The 16,338-nt window shown below is 59.8% G+C and carries 14 protein-coding genes; 9 read left to right on the top strand and 5 right to left on the bottom strand.

Going from position 1 to position 16,338, the window contains the following annotated elements; all coding sequences use genetic code 11:
* Positions 1-196: 196 nt before the first annotated feature.
* From ACMYUN_RS03435 to ACMYUN_RS03420, 4 genes are all read right to left on the bottom strand, one after another.
* Complete coding sequence (locus ACMYUN_RS03435) at positions 197-556, bottom strand: DUF6124 family protein (RefSeq protein ID WP_415762872.1); 360 nt, start codon at positions 554-556, stop codon at positions 197-199.
* Between the two features lie 115 nt (positions 557-671).
* Positions 672-1,037 carry a DUF6124 family protein gene (locus ACMYUN_RS03430; protein ID WP_076563354.1) on the bottom strand — a complete coding sequence of 122 codons (366 nt, stop codon included), beginning with the start codon at positions 1,035-1,037 and terminating at the stop codon, positions 672-674.
* A gap of 525 nt (positions 1,038-1,562) precedes the next feature.
* Positions 1,563-1,958, bottom strand: a complete 396-nt coding sequence (locus ACMYUN_RS03425) for a response regulator transcription factor (RefSeq protein WP_415762871.1) — start codon at positions 1,956-1,958, stop codon at positions 1,563-1,565.
* 96 nt (positions 1,959-2,054) lie between these two features.
* A complete protein-coding gene (locus tag ACMYUN_RS03420; protein WP_039762189.1) occupies positions 2,055-3,059 on the bottom strand; it encodes a GlxA family transcriptional regulator in 1,005 nt (334 codons plus the stop codon).
* 197 nt (positions 3,060-3,256) lie between these two features.
* Here ACMYUN_RS03420 and ACMYUN_RS03415 point away from each other — a divergent pair, with 197 nt between their 5' ends.
* The gene (locus ACMYUN_RS03415; RefSeq protein WP_415762869.1) at positions 3,257-3,928 is read left to right on the top strand and encodes a response regulator transcription factor; all 672 of its coding nucleotides are present in this window, start codon (positions 3,257-3,259) and stop codon (positions 3,926-3,928) included.
* Positions 3,929-3,987: 59 nt separating this feature from the next.
* On the top strand, positions 3,988-9,450 hold the full coding sequence (locus ACMYUN_RS03410; RefSeq protein ID WP_415762867.1) for an AAA family ATPase: 5,463 nt from the start codon (positions 3,988-3,990) through the stop codon (positions 9,448-9,450).
* A gap of 57 nt (positions 9,451-9,507) precedes the next feature.
* On the opposite strand, the gene ACMYUN_RS03405 is transcribed toward ACMYUN_RS03410, so the two are convergent.
* Positions 9,508-10,272 (bottom strand): SDR family oxidoreductase, encoded by a 765-nt coding sequence (locus ACMYUN_RS03405; RefSeq protein ID WP_415762865.1) that lies wholly within the window; start codon positions 10,270-10,272, stop codon positions 9,508-9,510.
* A 116-nt stretch (positions 10,273-10,388) separates the two neighbouring features.
* Here ACMYUN_RS03405 and ACMYUN_RS03400 point away from each other — a divergent pair, with 116 nt between their 5' ends.
* From ACMYUN_RS03400 to ACMYUN_RS03370, 7 genes are all read left to right on the top strand, one after another.
* Positions 10,389-11,333 (top strand): GlxA family transcriptional regulator, encoded by a 945-nt coding sequence (locus ACMYUN_RS03400; protein ID WP_415762864.1) that lies wholly within the window; start codon positions 10,389-10,391, stop codon positions 11,331-11,333.
* Between the two features lie 95 nt (positions 11,334-11,428).
* The gene (locus ACMYUN_RS03395) at positions 11,429-11,989 is read left to right on the top strand and encodes a nucleotidyltransferase family protein (RefSeq protein WP_415762863.1); all 561 of its coding nucleotides are present in this window, start codon (positions 11,429-11,431) and stop codon (positions 11,987-11,989) included.
* Positions 11,990-12,029: 40 nt separating this feature from the next.
* Positions 12,030-12,464: an NUDIX hydrolase gene (locus ACMYUN_RS03390; protein ID WP_415762861.1), complete on the top strand. Its 435-nt coding sequence runs from the start codon at positions 12,030-12,032 to the stop codon at positions 12,462-12,464.
* 8 nt (positions 12,465-12,472) lie between these two features.
* A complete protein-coding gene (locus ACMYUN_RS03385; protein ID WP_415762860.1) occupies positions 12,473-12,829 on the top strand; it encodes a hypothetical protein in 357 nt (118 codons plus the stop codon).
* 491 nt (positions 12,830-13,320) lie between these two features.
* A complete protein-coding gene (locus tag ACMYUN_RS03380) occupies positions 13,321-13,680 on the top strand; it encodes a DUF6124 family protein (RefSeq protein ID WP_129998445.1) in 360 nt (119 codons plus the stop codon).
* A gap of 138 nt (positions 13,681-13,818) precedes the next feature.
* A complete protein-coding gene (locus ACMYUN_RS03375) occupies positions 13,819-15,360 on the top strand; it encodes a phospholipase effector Tle1 domain-containing protein (RefSeq protein WP_415762858.1) in 1,542 nt (513 codons plus the stop codon).
* Complete coding sequence (locus ACMYUN_RS03370; protein WP_415762857.1) at positions 15,360-16,016, top strand: DUF2931 family protein; 657 nt, start codon at positions 15,360-15,362, stop codon at positions 16,014-16,016. Before ACMYUN_RS03375 ends, ACMYUN_RS03370 begins: the two co-directional genes overlap by 1 nt.
* The last annotated feature ends 322 nt before the right edge of the window (positions 16,017-16,338 follow it).

Genomic DNA, 16,338 nt, shown 5'->3' with positions numbered 1-16,338 from the left:
ATCGTTCGCTGTCGAAAGCCATGCTAGGGCGGGGAGGCTGCGGGCGCAGTTGTCCATCGGTGTGCGTGGGGTACGCATGGGTGGAAGAGGGGTATACGAAGGTATGGGGGGCGAGGTGGGAATACCGGCCAGGTGTTGTTCGAAACGAACATCGCCGCGCAGGGTGCCAGCACGCCTGCACGGCCGATGCCGTTGTTCAGTCGGTGGGCACTACGTTATCCAACGCTTTGTTCACGGCCAATTCTCCTAGCATGACCACCTGCGCGATGCCCAACAGGGTATTGCGCCGTGAGCCCTCCAGCATCCCGGCGAAATCACCGAGCATCACCGTGGCTGAGGCCAGGGATTCGCAGGCGTTGACCAGCAGCGATTCGGTGTCTGATTCCGGGTTGACCATAAACAGGGTGTTGGGACTGTAGGGCGTGGCGTTGATATTGGTCGGCGCGAGGTAATGGTCGAGCGCGCGCTCGGCGGCGTCGTGCAGTTTTTTTGAATGAAAGGATTCGTAAGGCGATACCGGGTCGGTGACCGGCGGATGGGACGGTGTCTGTGACATCAGCTGAAACTCCGGTGAGAGCCGCTTGAGCGTCTGAGTATGGGAATGCCGCGCCACGGCTGTGGCGCGTCCGCTGGCAGTGAGGGAGCATGCCCCCTCCTGCCTGGGTTGCCGGCTAGCTCGACACGCGTCGGCTGTCGAGCACGCGATTGACGATCAGCTCACTCAACATGATCACCTGCTGCAACATCAGCAGCGATCGACGCTGTGGATGGTCGATCACGCCACCGATTTCACGGGCCATGTCATTGGCGGCGGCCAGTGATTCACAGGCTTCGACGAGCAACGTTTCCTCGTCCACCGTGGGATCGATGAGAAAGATCCTGCCCGGCTGGCGCTTGGGAATGGTGGTCTTGAGCGTCTGAGGGTCGAGGTAAAAGTTGATGGCACGAGCGGCCGCGTCTTTTATTCGCTGGGGTTCCAGAGCGGGGTCGTACGGGATCGAATCGGCTTCTGGCGGGTTTGGCGTTACTTTGAACATTGATGAAGCTCCTAACACATTCAAGGGAGGCTTCGCCCTTTCGCTACCAAACGAAGGGTGGCGGCCATGCACAGGTTGGTAGACCGGGTGTTAGGATCCGGCGCGCCCTAGGACGCCCTATACATGGCCACCGCAAATCCGAGACAGAAATCTCGAGGGCAGACCTGTATATCTAACACTGCGGGCTACCAAACCCGATCACCTGTTTCAGTGACCGACAAACGATAGGACCCGCAGCCTAGACGCACAAGCCGGCGGATTCTGAAGTACCGGTAGGCAGCGGCGCAAGGCGTTGTAGGCTTTTTGCAGTAACAGTCGGTGTAATTTAAACGTGATTGCCAAGTCGTGTTTATGCGCTGTACGTGCCTGCTCATCTCACCTTTTCAAAATGTAGGAGCCCCGAATCTGTTTAGGCCGATCTCAGGGCCGTTGCGCCGTGGAAAGAGGAATATGGCCAAAGGGAGGCGTTGATCAAGCGATCGCTTTCGCGAGCAATCTCGCTCCCACAAAGGTAACTGCGGTGGGTCAGTTTTTTTGAGTTCCGCTAGCCTGGAGCGTACGCAGTGCAACCTCAACCCAGGCAACTAACTCGTCCGCCGCAAAGGGTTTACGCAGGCAGGCAACGACATCAGTCGCTCGGGACTTGTCGCAAGGCAAATCTCCGTGATGCGCCGACACGAAAATCACCGGCATCCTCCAGCCTTGCGCCCGCAGTGCATCCAGCATCTGCGAACCACTCATGCCCGGCATCTGCATATCGGAAATCAGACAATCAGTCTGCGCCGGTCCATCCGATTCAAGGTAATCCGCCGGCGCCGCATAGCCGAGCACTCGATAACCCGACGCTCGCAGCAGGCTGCTCAGCGATGTGCGCATGGCCTCGTCGTCGTCCACTACTGCAATGACATGCGTCTTGTGCATAACGCTCCCGGGCCGGGTGGCCGAGCTGGTGACTCCTGTCGTTCTTGCACCATACGCTGATGGCCAGCGGGCAAAACTATACGTAGGTATAGCGGTTCAGCCATCGCGGCTGAAGCGACTGCGGTAGTCGCGCGGGGAGATCGACAGGTGGCGCTGGAAGCAGGCGCGCAGACGTTCTTCATCGCTGAAGCCGCAAAGGCGGGCGATTCGTTCGATCTTATGCGGGGAGTTTTCCAGCAGGCGTTTGGCCGCTTCGAGGCGAAACAGCTCCAGCGCTTTCGACGGTGTGCGCCCGGTGCGCGCTTTGTAGACCCGCGTGAAGTTGCGCAGGCTCATCGCGGCTTGCTCGGCGAGGCGCTCCACCGTCAGATTCGGATCGCCGAGGCGCTCCATCAGCCACAGGTGCAGATCATCGAACATCGCAGCGTCCTGCGCCTGCGATTGCAGCAGCGTGCTGTATTGCGCCTGGCCGCCGGGGCGTTTGATGTACACCACCAGTTCCCGCGCGACCTGCAGCGTCACGTCGCGGCCGCAATCGGCCTCGACCAGTGCCAGCGCCAGATCGATCCCGGCGCTGACTCCGGCCGAGGTCCAGATCTTGTCCTGCTGAATGAAAATCGCATCGGCATCCACCTCGATCGCTGGAAAGCGACCGCGCAAAGCGTCGCACATCGCCCAGTGGGTGGCGGCGCGGCGGCCATCGAGCAATCCGGCCTGAGCCAGCAGAAACGCACCACTGCACACCGAAACCACGCGGCGGGCGAGGTGAGCATGGCTGCGCAGCCAGTCGGTGAGTTCGCGGTGCTCGTCGAGGCTCTCGCAAATGTCAGGGGCGCCGGGCACGACCAGCGTGTCCAGCGCGGCGCTGTCGAGCGTGGTCAACGCCTGAGTGTCGATGGCCAGCCCTTCGACGGTCTGGATCAAACCGCCGCTGAGGCTGGCGGTGTGCAGTTGATAACCGGGCTGCCCGCGCTCGGCCATGGCTTTGCTCGCCGCCCAGAACACGGTTTGCGCACCGCTGAGGTCGAGCAGGCTCAGGCGTGGGTAGGCAATGAACACCACGTCGCGCGGAGCCGTTGTAAAAGCGGGATGAGTGGACATCGCGGGCCTGCCTGTTTGCAGCGCTGGCGGCGGGACTGCCTCAGCCTGGCCGATTTTCAGGGGTTTCTGGCCGGTCGGCAATGGCGTCGACTGATAGCCTGATCGCTGACCGCCCGGGGTGTCTGGCTGCGGTCGCCATCCTGAACTAGATTTATTGACCAGCCCGATGCGTGCTGCGATCTCGCCGAGGAGACACGATGACCTTGTGGTCGCATTCCAGCCCTGCGCAAAGTCCCGCTGCGCTCAGCGAGCCGGTGGTGTACGTGGTCGACGACGATGCCTCGATGCGCCAGGCGCTCGACAGCTTGCTGCGCTCGATCGGCCTGCAGGTGCGAACCTTTGACAGCGCCGCGGATTTTCTCGCGCAAGCGCAACGTGAGGTGCCCGGTTGTCTGGTGCTCGACGTGCGTCTGCGCGGCGAAAGCGGCCTGACATTTCAGGAGCAGATGGAGAAAAACGGCTTGCGCATCCCCGTGGTGTTCATGACCGGCCACGGCGACATCGCCATGAGCGTCAAGGCGATGAAGGCCGGTGCGGTGGATTTTCTGGCCAAGCCGTTCCGTGATCAGGACATGCTCGACGCCGTGGCCAGTGCGCTGGCCCGCGACCGCGCGCGGCTCGCCGACGAACATTCCGGCGCCGTCCTGCGTCGGGCTTACGAAACGCTGACCGCACGTGAGCGCGAGGTGCTCGGCTACGTCATTGCCGGGCTGATGAACAAGCAGATTGCCGGGCAACTCAAGCTCAGCGAGGTCACGGTCAAAGTCCATCGCGGCCAGGTCATGCGCAAACTGGGCGCACGTTCAGTGGCCGATCTGGTACGAATCGCTGAGGCGTTGGGCATCGAGCCTGTGCAGCGCGGCCCCTGAGCGTTGCTAACGCAGAACACCCGGTACGGCAGAAAAAACCTTGAGCAGTGTCGACGCAGATGGCCAGCAACAAACAGATTTTGTGGGACGACGGCGAGCGGGTGTTGTCCCGCGAGCGCGGTTCGGGCGAGGGCAGCGTGTTGGCGGTGCGTCCGGCGCTCGGTCAGCCGTTGCCGGCGACCCTTGCGCGGCTCGCGCATGAGTACAGCCTCAGGGACAATCTCGATCCTGCCTGGGCATTGCAGCCCACATCGCTGGAGCGCACGGGCACTCGGGTTCGTCTGCTGTTCGACGATCCGGGCGGCGAGCCGTTGTCGCGATTACTGGTCGCACCCCTGGCTATCGAAACCTGTCTGGACTTGGCCGCCAATATTGCCAAGGCGCTGGGCCATCTGCATCAGCGCGGCCTGGTGCACAAAGACCTGAAACCGCAGCACATCTTCGTTCATTGCCATGATGGGGCGGCACGGTTGACCGGCTTCGGCCTGGCCTCGCGCGTGCCTCGCGAGCGGCAAGCGCCCACGCCGCCGGAAACCATCGCCGGCACGCTGGCCTACATGGCGCCGGAGCAAACCGGACGGATGAATCGTTCGATCGATTCGCGCAGCGACCTGTATGCCTTTGGCGTGACGCTGTACCAGATGCTCACCGGCTCGCTGCCGTTCAGTGCCAATGATCCGATGGAATGGGTGCATTGCCACATCGCGCGGCTGCCGATGCCAGCGTGCGAACGGGTGGCGACGGTGCCGCCGATGCTCTCGCGGGTGGTGATGAAACTGTTGGCGAAAACTGCCGAGGAACGCTATCAGACCGCGGCCGGCGTCGAGCATGACTTGCGCCGTTGCATCGACGAGTGGCGACGGGCGCGACAGATCGAGACGTTTACGCTGAACGAGCAGGGCGCCCTCGAGCGTTTGCTGATTCCGGAAAAACTCTACGGCCGCGAACACGACGTGCAAACATTGATCGATGCCTTCGCCAACGTAGTGCAAACAGGCGCGCCGGCGCTGGTGCTGGTCTCGGGTTATTCCGGCATCGGCAAATCGTCGGTGGTCAGCGAACTGCACAAAGTGCTGGTGCCGACCCGTGGCTTGTTCGCCGCCGGCAAGTTCGACCAGTACCAGCGCGACGTACCCTATTCGACATTGGTCCAGGCCTTTCAGGGGCTGGTGCGGACGCTGTTGGGCAAGCGCGCCGACGTGCTGGCGGGCTGGCGCGAAGCACTATTGCAGGCGCTGGAACCGAATGCACGGTTGATCACCGACCTGATTCCCGAGCTCAAATTGATCATCGGCGATCAGCCCGCCGTGCCCGAGCTGGAACCGCAGCAGGCGCAGCAGCGATTTCTAAAGGTTTTGCAGCGCTTCATCGGCGTGTTCGCCAGGGCCGAGCATCCGCTGACGCTGTTCCTTGACGACCTGCAGTGGCTCGACGCGGCCACCCTTGATCTGCTCGAAGACTTGCTGAGCCGTGCCGAAATTGCTCATCTGCTGCTGGTCGGTGCTTATCGCGACAACGAAGTGGATGGCGATCATCCACTCAGTCGCACCCTCAACACGCTGCGTAGCGCTGGCGTGCGGATTGACGAGATTCGCCTCGCACCCCTGGCCGGCGCCCACATTGAGCAACTGATCAGTGAGTCACTGCGCTGCCCGCCGGCGAGTATCGTCGCGCTGGCGCGGCTGGTGCTGGACAAGACTGCCGGCAATCCGTTTTTCGTCATCCAGTTTCTCCACGCCCTGGCCGAGGAGAAGCTGCTGACATACGAGCCTGAGCGCAATCGCTGGCGCTGGGATGTGCAGCTGATCAACGGCAAGGGCTACACCGACAACGTCGTCGATTTGATGGTTGGTAAGCTGGCGCGACTGCCGCTGGAGACCCGCCAGGCACTGCAGCAACTGGCTTGCCTGGGCAACGTTGCACGGCTCGACACGCTGGCCACCGTCCTCGATGTGCCGGTCCCTCGCGTTCACCCCGCGTTGTGGCCAGCGGTGCGGCTGGAGCTGGTCGAGCGTCAGGACGGTGCCTACCGGTTTGTGCATGACCGCATCCATGAAGCGGCGTATTCCCTGATCGCTGAAACCGAACGGGCGCAAATGCACCTGCGCATCGGCCGCTTGCTGGCGCTGCAAACCCAGGGCGAGCGGCGCGAAGAGGCGATCTTCGAGATTGTCGGCCAGCTCAATCGCGGTGCGCATCTGATCAGCCTGCGTGCCGAGCGCGAGCAACTGGCCGAATTCAATCTGCTTGCCGGCCAGCGCGCCAAGGCTTCGACCGCTTACACCTCGGCACTGACTTACTTGGGCGCCGGCGCAGAGCTGCTGGGCGAGCAGGGTTATGACAGTCGGCATGAGCTGGGTTTTGCTTTGGCGCTGAACCGCGCCGAGTGCGAATTTCTCACCGGCCAACTGGCGCTCGCCGACACGCGTCTGGCGACATTGGCCGAGCGCGCCGTGACCACCGTCGAGCGCGCGGCGGTGGCCTGCCTGCAAATGGATGTCTACTTGCTGCTTGATCGCAGCGACCGGGCGGTGGCGGTGTGTCTGGCCTATCTGCGTCAGGTCGGCATCGATTGGTCAGCGCATCCGGGCGATGCTCAGGTGCGTGACGAATATCAGCAGGTCTGGACCAGCCTGCGCGGGCGCAGTATCGAGCGGATGATCGACTTGCCGCTGATGGAGGACCCAGCTGCGCGGGCCACCCTCGATACACTGGGCAAACTCTTCGCGCCGGCGGTGCAGTCGGATCTGAACCTCGCCAGCCTGACCATTTGCAAAGCGGTCAGCCTCAGCCTGCAATACGGCAACTGCGATGCGTCCTGTTTGCTCTATGCCAACTTCGGGCGCATATCGGGGCCGCGATTTGGCGACTATGCCGCCGGCTATCGATTTGGCCGTCTGGGCTGCGATCTGGTTGAGCGACGTGGGCTGACGCGTTACGAGGCGAGCACCTGGTTGTGCTTTTCGATTTTCGTGGTGCGCTGGATGCGGCCTGTGCGCGAGTGCCGCGAACTGCTGCGCCGTGCGCTCAACGCGGCCCATCGCAGCGGCGATCTGCCGTATGCGGCGTTTGCCGGCAACAGCCTGATTTCCGATCTGTTGTTCATCGGCGAGCCGCTGGCCGACATGCAGGCGCAAGCTGAAGCAGGCCTGGCTTACGCCGAGAAGGTCGGTTTCGGTCTGGTGGCCGATTTCATGCGCTGCCAGTTGGCGCTGATCAAGATGTTGCGCGGGCAGACGCCGACGTTTGGCGGCTTCAACCATGACGGTTTCGATGAAACAGCTGTCGAGGCGCATCTCGCCGCGTCGGCGGATCTGGCGCTGGCGCGCGGCAAATATTGGGTGCGCAAGTTGCAGGCGCGCTACCTGGCGGGGGATTACGCGGCGGCCGCTGAGTGCGCGGCGCAGGCGCAGGGATTGTTGTGGGTGATTTCGGCGTTTTTCGAAGAGGCCGAATATCACTTTTATGCGGCGCTGACTTTGGCCGCTCACGGCGAAACCGACGCCGATGCGCTACAGCGTCTGGGTCAACACCATGCCCAATTGCAAGTGTGGGCGGGTTTGTGCGCGGAAACCTTCGCCAGTCAGGTGGCGCTGGTCGGCGCAGAAATGGCGCGCGTCACCGGGCAGTTGCTCGAAGCCGAATTGCAGTACGAGCAAGCCATTCAATTGGCTCAGGACAATGGTTTGCTCCATATCGAAGCGCTGGCCAACGAACTGGCCGCACGGTTCTACAGCGCTCGCGCTCTGCCCAAGATATCCCGCGTTTACCTGCGCGACGCACGCTACGCCTATCTGCGCTGGGGCGCCGCAGGCAAAGTGCGGGAGCTGGAGCGACGTCACCGTTTTCTGCGTGCCGAAGAGGCGCAGCCGAATCCGACCACCACGCTCATTACGCCTGTTGAACACTTGGACATGGCGACGGTGCTCAAGGTCTCTCAAGCAGTGTCCGGGGAGATCGTCCTGGACCGTTTGATCGAAACGGTGATGCGCACCGCGATCGAACAGGCCGGGGCCGAGCATGGCCTGCTCATTTTGTTGGATGCCGACATTCCCTATGTCGCTGCGCAAACCCGCATCGGCGACGGTGCCACGCAGCTGTGCAACGCGCCGCTGCACACGGTGGCGCTGGCTGAGTCGGTGCTCTACCAGACGCTGCGCACCGGCGAAAACCTGTGCCTGGACGACGCGGTTGCCGATCCGCTGTTCGCCGCTGATCCGTACGTTCAGCAACGAGGCGCGCGCTCGATCCTGTGCCTGGCATTGATGAATCAGGCGCGGGTGGTCGGGGCGCTGTATCTGGAAAACAACCTGTCGGCCGCGGTGTTCAGCCCGGCGCGTCTCGCCGTGTTGCGCCTGGTGGCCTCGCAGGCAGCGATCTCGCTGGACAACGCGCGCCTGTATCGCGACCTCGCCGAGCGAGAAGCGAAAATCCGTCGGCTGGTCGATGCCAACATCATCGGCATCATCGTCTGGAGCGTGGAAGGGGAAATCATCGAGGCCAACGACGCGTTCCTGCGCATGGTCGGTTACACCCGTGACGAGTTGCTTTCGGGCAGTGTCCATTGGCGTGACATGACGCCGCCGGCGATGCGCGCCAACAGCGACGTGGCACTGGCAACGGCCATCCGCACCGGTCGCGCCCAGCCATTTGAGAAGGAATACATCCGCAAGGACGGCGGTCGCCTGCCGGTGATTGTCGGTCTGGCCGCCTTCGAAGCAAGTCAGCAGCAGGGCCTTGCTTTCGTCCTGGATATCAGCGAACGCAAGCTCGCCGAAGAGCAAGTGCGCGAAGGCGAGCGGCGCTATCGTCAGGTGCAAACGGAACTGGCCCACGCCAATCGCGTGGCAACCATGGGTCAGTTGGCCGCGTCGATCGCCCACGAAGTCAATCAACCGATCGCCGCCACGGTGACCCATGCCAACGCCGCCCTGCGCTGGCTCGGTGCGCAACCGCCGAACGTTGCCGAGGTGGAGCAGGGCCTGCGGCACATCATTCTCGACGGCAACCGCGCCGCCGACGTACTCGGACGCATCCGCGCGCTGATCCACAAAACCCCGCCGCAGCGTCAGCCTGTCAACCTCAATCTGCTGATCGAAGAAATGGTCGGTTTCAGCCGGGGTGAAGCGCTCAAACACGGCGCTGAGGTCAGCGTTGAGCTGGCGGCAGATTTGCCTTTCGTAGTGGCGGACCGGGTCGAACTGCAACAGGTGTTGCTCAACCTGATCATCAACAGCCTCGAAGCCATGACGATCATGGCAGCGGGGCAGCGACGTCTGCTGATTCGCAGTGAGGCGCTGGGCGAAAACGTGCAAATCAGCGTGAGCGATGCGGGGCCGGGCTTTGCCTGTGAGCAGCCAGAGCAGGTGTTCACGGCGTTCTACACGACCAAATCCACCGGGCTGGGCATGGGCCTGTCGATTTGCCGCACGATCATTGAAGGACATGGCGGCAAATTGTGGGCCGAGCGCAATGAGCCGAGGGGGGCGCGGGTGGTGTTTGAGTTGCCGCGTTGTGAATGAACATGATCAACAGCCAGGCTACCCGGGCATTGAGCCCGGGTGTTTCTGTCGGTGAGTTCAGGCCACCGGAATAGGATTTTCCAGCAGCGACAGGTTGAACTGCTCGATCAACCCGTGCTCGTTCGCGCCCTGGTTGGCTCGCAGCGGCAGTACTCGGTCGACCAGCACTTCGGTGGTGGCGGTTTCCAGCTTGATCAGGGTTTCCTCGATGAACTCGCCCAGCGGCATGGCGCGCTCGTCGCCGCTCTTGTGAATCAGGTCGGTATCGACCCAAGGTGGCGCGATTTCCAGGACCTTGACGCTGGTGTCGCGCAGCATGAAACGCTGCGACAGCGAGTAGGAATGGATCGCCGCTTTGGTCGCCGAATACAGCGCCGTGGTCGCCAGCGGCAGGTAGGCCAGTACCGAGCTGTTGTTGATGATGTAGGCCTCGGACTGGCGCTTGAGGTGTTCGACGAACGCGGCGCTGACGCGCACCGGGCCGAGCAGGTTGGTCTGCAACAGACCGACAGCCTGCGCATCGTCGTAGTCGCCGGAACCCGCGTTGTCGAAGGGCATGATCCCGGCGTTGTTGATGATCACGTTCAACGACGGATGGCGGCGGATGACTTCGGCGGCGACGTCCTTGATCTGCTGTGCATCGTTGATGTCCAGCTGCACGGTGTCGATGCCCGGATTCGCTTGGGCAATCTCTGCCAGCAGGGCCTGGCGACGGCCAGCGATGATGACCTTGTTGCCGCGCTGATGCAGGGCCTCGGCCAGTGCGCGGCCGATGCCGGAAGTGCCGCCGGTGATGAAGATCGTGTTGGCTTCAAGTTTCATGAGCTGCGTCCCGCAAGTGGATTGATTGGTATGTGAGCCATGATGGAGAAAACCTGCTCCGACCTGTATGACGTATGTGGTAGTGTTTCAGGACATTCAACAAACGGAGCGCGACCATGCATCGAGTCGGCTATCTGCTCACGGAAGGTTTTCAGGTCATGGCGCTGGCGACCCAGTCGGTGTTCGAGTTCGCCAACATCGTCACCGGCAAAGCCGTGTACAAGGTGCAGAACTTTTCCCAGGCCGGCGGCATCGTCAGCTCCTCGCTGGGCTTGCACGTCGATACGTTGCCACTGACGCAGGCGGGGCTGGCCGACAGTTGGCTGGTGGCTGGCACGCTGACACCGCTGACGCCGCCCGATGCTGACGTGCTGCACAGCGTGCGCGGGCTCGCCGACGGCGCACGCCGCGTCGCCGGCATCTGCACCGGCTCGTTCGTACTGGCGCAGGCCGGTGTGCTGGATAACCGCCGCGTGACCACGCACTGGGCGTTCGCCCCGGCGCTGCGCAGGATGCATCCGTCGGTGAATGTCGAGGACGACCGCATCTTCATCATCGACGGCCCGGTGTGGACATCGGCGGGCATGACCGCTGGTGTCGACATGGCGCTGGGTATGGTCGAGAAGGATCTGGGCAGCGAAATCGCCCGCTCGGTCGCCCATCGACTGGTGATGCACCAGCGCCGCTCGGGCGGGCAGTCGCAGCATTCGGAATTGCTGTCGCTGTCACCCAAATCCGATCGCATTCAGAGTGCACTGGATTACGCGCGCAAGCACCTCAATCGCCCGCTGAGCGTCGAAGAACTGGCCGATGTGGTGCACCTGAGTCCGCGGCAATTCACCCGCGTGTTCACCGCCGAAACCGGCCAGTCACCCGCCAAGGCGATTGAGAGTCTAAGGCTGGAAGCAGCGCGGTTGCTGATCGAGCAGAGCAGTCACAGTCTGGATGTAGTCGCCAGGGAAACCGGGTTTCGTGACCGCCGGCACATGCGCGAGGTGTTCATGCGCGGCTTTGGCGTGCCGCCGCAGGCGGTACGGCGGGATTCGCGGCGGATGGTGTGAGGCTCGTCTGATTACGTGACGTTATGTTGAGCACCAGCGACCTTTGCCCGAAACCTTTGGTAGGCTCGTGCAGCAAACGGATATGGACTGAAAAAATGAATCTGGAAGCGCAACTGCGGGATCTGATTGATAAGGATCCCGTCCGTATGCACATCCTGCGCATGGTCAGGGATCTCAATTTGCCGGACTGCTGGGTTGCCGCAGGTTTTGTGCGCAGCCTGGTTTGGGATCATCTGCATCAGCGCCAGCCTTCGCCGTTGCCCGAGGACATTGATGTCATATGGTTCGACAGAAAACGTCCCGGTCATCAAACGGATTTGGCCTTGGAGGTCGAGCTTGCAGCCCTGTGCAGTGGCTTGAACTGGTCGGTGAAAAACCAGGCACGCATGCACCAGCGGAACGCCGATGCGCCTTATGGGGCGGCTGCCGATGCAATGACGTTCTGGCCGGAAACCGCTACGGCAGTAGGGGTCAGGCTTGATCGGCATGGTGCGATAAAGGTTTCGGCGCCGTTGGGGCTGGAGGATTTGTTTGCGCTGAAAGTGCGGCCAACCGCCCGATTTGAAAGTGATAAAAATGCGGTGTTTGTGGAGCGCGTGCAGTCCAAGAGATGGCTCGAGATCTGGCCGAAGTTGACGCTTGTAACGCAGGGTTGATGCCACCCCGATGGATCGTTTAAACCGATAAGGAAATCTTATGCATCCCGACAAGGCCTGTCCTGTTGTGCTTTGTGTCGCACAGCGCCCGCGAATCCTGTTGTTTCGACATCCACAGGCTGGGGTGCAGTTAGTAAAAGGAACCATTGAGCGCGGAGAATCACCTGCCGAGGCCGCTTTGCGAGAACTGGCGGAAGAGTCCGGTATCCACAATGCGACAATCTGTGAAGATTTAGGCAGCTGGGAGTCTTTCCACCACGGACAAGTCTGGTCATTTCAACGTTGCGAGGTGCGTGAGCCACTGCCAGAGCGATGGTCTCACCAGACATTGGATGATCATGGGCATGTCTTCGAGTTTTTCTGGGCCTCACTCGATGAATTACCGTATGGCGATTGCCATCCTGTGTTTCGTCGAGCGCTGGGGTTTTTGATTGAGGCTTTGAAGTACCAAGGACAACTAGCGGCAAACGACTGAGGAGCAAAATGGAAATCAACCGCCTGCTCAAGAAGCGACAGTTGAATGTGCAGGAACAGAATGCCGTGACGGCCCATCGGCTAGTGACGACCGCAAAATTCTGGCGCAACGCCGGTCTTCCCGTCGCCTTGGTTGGTTATGGCGAAAGCGAGGGCATCGACTGGGCGGGCAGCGTGATACTTGAACTGGAAGTCGATTTCCCCGGCATGCCACGGCTGTATGGCTTGATCCTGAACCAAGCAGAACGGTTCATAGCTTTTGAAATTGACACCGACAGTGATCACCAGTGCGTGGAAACTGTAGAGCGATGGGAAGATGTAACTTCAATTCAGAACCATGCAGTTTCCCAGCGCGGCGCTGGTTAAGGTTTCGCTGTGATTGCTCTTCAGATCAGACGGGAAATTTCAGGATCATGACAGGCAAGGATCGCCGGAAACCTCAGCACAATCCCCTTGTAGGATTGAGCCTGCTCGCGATGACGGCAGCCCATTCACGCCACATAAACAGAAAACCATCAGCCCGTTTAAACAGTAGCTCCAGCCTCAAGCAAACGGCTACAACGCCTTGCGCCATTCCCTACGACTACGCCAGAATCCGCCTTGTGCGTCTGCCGTTCCCTCCGTAACTTGACTCCTGTCACTACTCATCAGTGATCGGGTCTGCAAGCCCGTCGGAAATCAGTCGCATCGTCCTGCCAAAGGACACTTGTTCGTGTCCGCTCAATGGCGGCTTTGTGCGGGAGACCTTCGGGTCTGCCGGGTTCCTGATTTCCCGGTCTTGCAGACCCGCACACAGCTGCCACCCATCATCTGCAAGTGATGTTGGTAGCTCCAGACCAATAATCAGGAGTTTCACCATGTTCAAAGTCACACCCAATCCCCCAACCAACGACCCCGCATCGCCCTACGAATCCAGCGCCTCGAAAAAGCTTCACGAAGCCGCCGAACGCGCCCTCGATCACTATCTCGGTCCCGCTGAAATCCTGGCCAGCACCAACACCCCGGAACAGATGTTCCTCGCCAATCCGAAATACGACACCGAATCCCTGCTGGCCAACGCCAGCGAATCCCTCGGCTCGGCCACCACCATGCTCTACGACTTCGCCGCGCTGCTCGACAACCCGCGCCGCAAAACCCTGCTGGGCATCGCCCAAGTTGTCATGCTCGGCGAAATCGCGGTAAATCAGGCTTTGGACAAAGTCGAAATAGCCAAATAACCCGCAACGCGACGAGCGCCAAACCTCGTCGCATCCCCCGGTTGTGCCATGACTGGCACACCGCCACGGCTTGCACCACCCGGCACCGACTGTCACCCTTCGGGCCGTTCTTCAAGGATCAGAACAAGGAATCAAGGATTGAGTGGCTACGTTCCAAACCCGCCGAAAAACTACCGCTACGAACAAGCCAAACCCGTCGACATACACGCCCAGCACTGGGCCGAGTATGAGAAACACGGGAAAGAACCCGCGCGCGAGCCTGAGAAAATAGGCATTGCGTTGAGGATCGGGGTTTTCTTTGATGGCACAGGCAACAATGCGAACAACTCTGCTGCGGGGTTGTTGTGCGGTGCCCAGCATCCGATTGCGCCGGAGGATATACCGGCTAGCTGCATGCCTTACATGAGTGATCCGGATAGTAGTTATGGTGCCGGGCCTACGAATATCAAGAAATTGTTTTCTCTGTATAAAAAGACCCAGAAAGCCGAAGGCGATGGCTTTCTTAAGTACGTCTCAAGCCCAATATATGTCGAAGGTATAGGCACTGAAAGCAATCAGATGGATAGCGCTGTAGGTGCTGGAACGGGGCGAGGTGAGACTGGTGTTACGAGTCGCGTACAAGCGTCCTTCACGCAGATAAAACAAGCTATCGAAGAGGCACTGCAAGAGAATCCCGACAGTGAAATTGCGTCCCTGACGTTCGATACATTTGGCTTCAGCCGTGGGGCTGCTGCTGCACGGCACTTCGCAAATGAAGTGGTGCGGGGTAAGCAAGGAGCTTTAGGAGATATCCTAAACCGGAACGCCGCAGATTTCAGTCGCACCTTTGATAATAAATACGGAAACGGCATCAAAATGGGTTTCATCGGGCTCTTTGACACGGTGCCCTCGATTGCCGGCTTCACCAATCTCGGCCGGGTGAAAAGTCCCATAGCTCCCGGTGTGAGGCTTTACCTGGACCGTCAATACTTCATGGATGTCGTACATCTCGTAGCGCGTGATGAATGTCGCGCTAATTTTGCCCTCAGCCGAGTGAAACCCGCGCACCCTGAGTACACTCTTCCTGGGGTTCATTCGGATATTGGCGGCAGCTATCTCGATGAAGTCGAAGAATGCGTGCTCGTCAGCCCTATGCAAACTCTCGCTGTGCCTCGGTACGTAGACGTTTCAACGACGTCGATTTATCACGACGCCGCGCGTGTAAAAAGCGAGTGGATTGCTAAAGGATGGCCTGCGCATCTGCTGGATATTGTCACCCCGGCCTCCTTCGAAATTCCGCAGGAGCATCAAGACAGGCTTTCACCGGGGCAGAAGCGCGTATATGCCGCTCTACAATTGAAACGTCCGGTGAGTGGAAAACTTTCGAGAGTTTATTTAAGAGTCATGTATCAGCTGGCAAAAGAAAAGGGTGTTCAATTCATTGATATACCCGAAGATGACGAATACTCCGTGCCGGCAGAACTCCAATCTCTTTGTGACCGATTTCTCACAGGAAACTACAGAACAACTGCAGAAGAAGAGGCTTTGCTCAAGCTGAAGTACATTCATACCTCTGCAAACTGGAATCATCCCCTCGGAAGAAGAGATGGGAGCGGCATTGATGCTGTTTACATCAACGCCCCGACGGAAGACGCGATCCGTGTACAACACCCTCACGTAGCTGATTGGAAACTCTGGTAATGAAGTCTGTAATCGTTCTGCTTGGCGCTTTATTGTTAATGGGCTGCCAGAAAGGAGGTTTCGAAAGTGGAGAAGATGACCCCAAGTCTCCTTGGTGGCAAATAGGATTCGTTGAGCCGAATTACATGAAGATCTGGGTTGAGGACAGCTCGGTGCTGGATATCAATAACAGAATGTTTTTCAGAGTCGGTGGAAAATCCGCTCCCGGAGGCGAACCAGAAGATGGGACGGAGTCTGCCCGCGGTTGGGGAACAGTCGGTGGTTCTGGAGTTTTGGTAACCGGTGCTGACCTTCCTCGAATGATTTTTGTCCGTTGGCAGTCGATATCGGAGCAGAAAACCTATAAAGGCTTCATAGAGATTCCAGAAGAAGCGAGGCAACTGATGGTGCAGTCCACACACCAGCGGTGCCCAAAGACTCCCGAAAGAACCGCACGTTACTCCGCAACGCTGCTTGTGGGGCTCGCCCCGGGGGGAGTGCTTCAAGCATGGGTCAGGGACTCCTGCCACCGCCCGATAAAAGTCTCCCATGCTCAAGGCGAACTCGAACCTCTCGGCCCTGAGCAGGGCAAGCATGGCGGGCGCTATGCTTATCCCGTGAGTGAAAAGGCCAAGCGATACATTGATAAGTTCGGCATCCCGTACGGTAGTTGGTAAATGATGTGGATGGAGCTCCATCTACTTTCCAGGCGCCAGACCGTTTCAGTTATTTGAGTTGAATTAGGGGCGGCGTCTTGAGAATAGAAAAGGTCGACCGTTTCGAAGATGTTGACTACGACGCAGGCTATGAGTATCGAGGTTTCAATTACCTGATTATGGATGGTGTCGATGACTTTCTCGTCAGAACTTACGATGACCAACCCGGTAGCGCGACGGTTGTACGCCCTGTCATGACCACAAGCACCAGACTCAGAACGCTGGCGGAATTCTTACAAACGGAGCTGGAGGTAACTGCGATTTATATCTACCAGGGTGAAAT

It is taken from the genome of Pseudomonas sp. CP4 (assembly GCF_047758505.1).
Classification (GTDB): Bacteria; Pseudomonadota; Gammaproteobacteria; order Pseudomonadales; family Pseudomonadaceae; genus Aquipseudomonas; species Aquipseudomonas fluorescens_AO.
The sequence above is the reverse complement of the archived record's forward strand: the minus strand, read 5'-3'. Positions and strand labels throughout refer to the sequence as shown.

Coding starts and splice junctions, on each gene's coding strand:
- ACMYUN_RS03435 (WP_415762872.1), bottom strand. CDS start 556: ATGTCACAGACACCGTCCCATCCGCCGGTCACCGACCCGGTATCGCCT.
- ACMYUN_RS03430 (WP_076563354.1), bottom strand. CDS start 1,037: ATGTTCAAAGTAACGCCAAACCCGCCAGAAGCCGATTCGATCCCGTAC.
- ACMYUN_RS03425 (WP_415762871.1), bottom strand. CDS start 1,958: ATGCACAAGACGCATGTCATTGCAGTAGTGGACGACGACGAGGCCATG.
- ACMYUN_RS03420 (WP_039762189.1), bottom strand. CDS start 3,059: ATGTCCACTCATCCCGCTTTTACAACGGCTCCGCGCGACGTGGTGTTC.
- ACMYUN_RS03415 (WP_415762869.1), top strand. CDS start 3,257: ATGACCTTGTGGTCGCATTCCAGCCCTGCGCAAAGTCCCGCTGCGCTC.
- ACMYUN_RS03410 (WP_415762867.1), top strand. CDS start 3,988: ATGGCCAGCAACAAACAGATTTTGTGGGACGACGGCGAGCGGGTGTTG.
- ACMYUN_RS03405 (WP_415762865.1), bottom strand. CDS start 10,272: ATGAAACTTGAAGCCAACACGATCTTCATCACCGGCGGCACTTCCGGC.
- ACMYUN_RS03400 (WP_415762864.1), top strand. CDS start 10,389: ATGCATCGAGTCGGCTATCTGCTCACGGAAGGTTTTCAGGTCATGGCG.
- ACMYUN_RS03395 (WP_415762863.1), top strand. CDS start 11,429: ATGAATCTGGAAGCGCAACTGCGGGATCTGATTGATAAGGATCCCGTC.
- ACMYUN_RS03390 (WP_415762861.1), top strand. CDS start 12,030: ATGCATCCCGACAAGGCCTGTCCTGTTGTGCTTTGTGTCGCACAGCGC.
- ACMYUN_RS03385 (WP_415762860.1), top strand. CDS start 12,473: ATGGAAATCAACCGCCTGCTCAAGAAGCGACAGTTGAATGTGCAGGAA.
- ACMYUN_RS03380 (WP_129998445.1), top strand. CDS start 13,321: ATGTTCAAAGTCACACCCAATCCCCCAACCAACGACCCCGCATCGCCC.
- ACMYUN_RS03370 (WP_415762857.1), top strand. CDS start 15,360: ATGAAGTCTGTAATCGTTCTGCTTGGCGCTTTATTGTTAATGGGCTGC.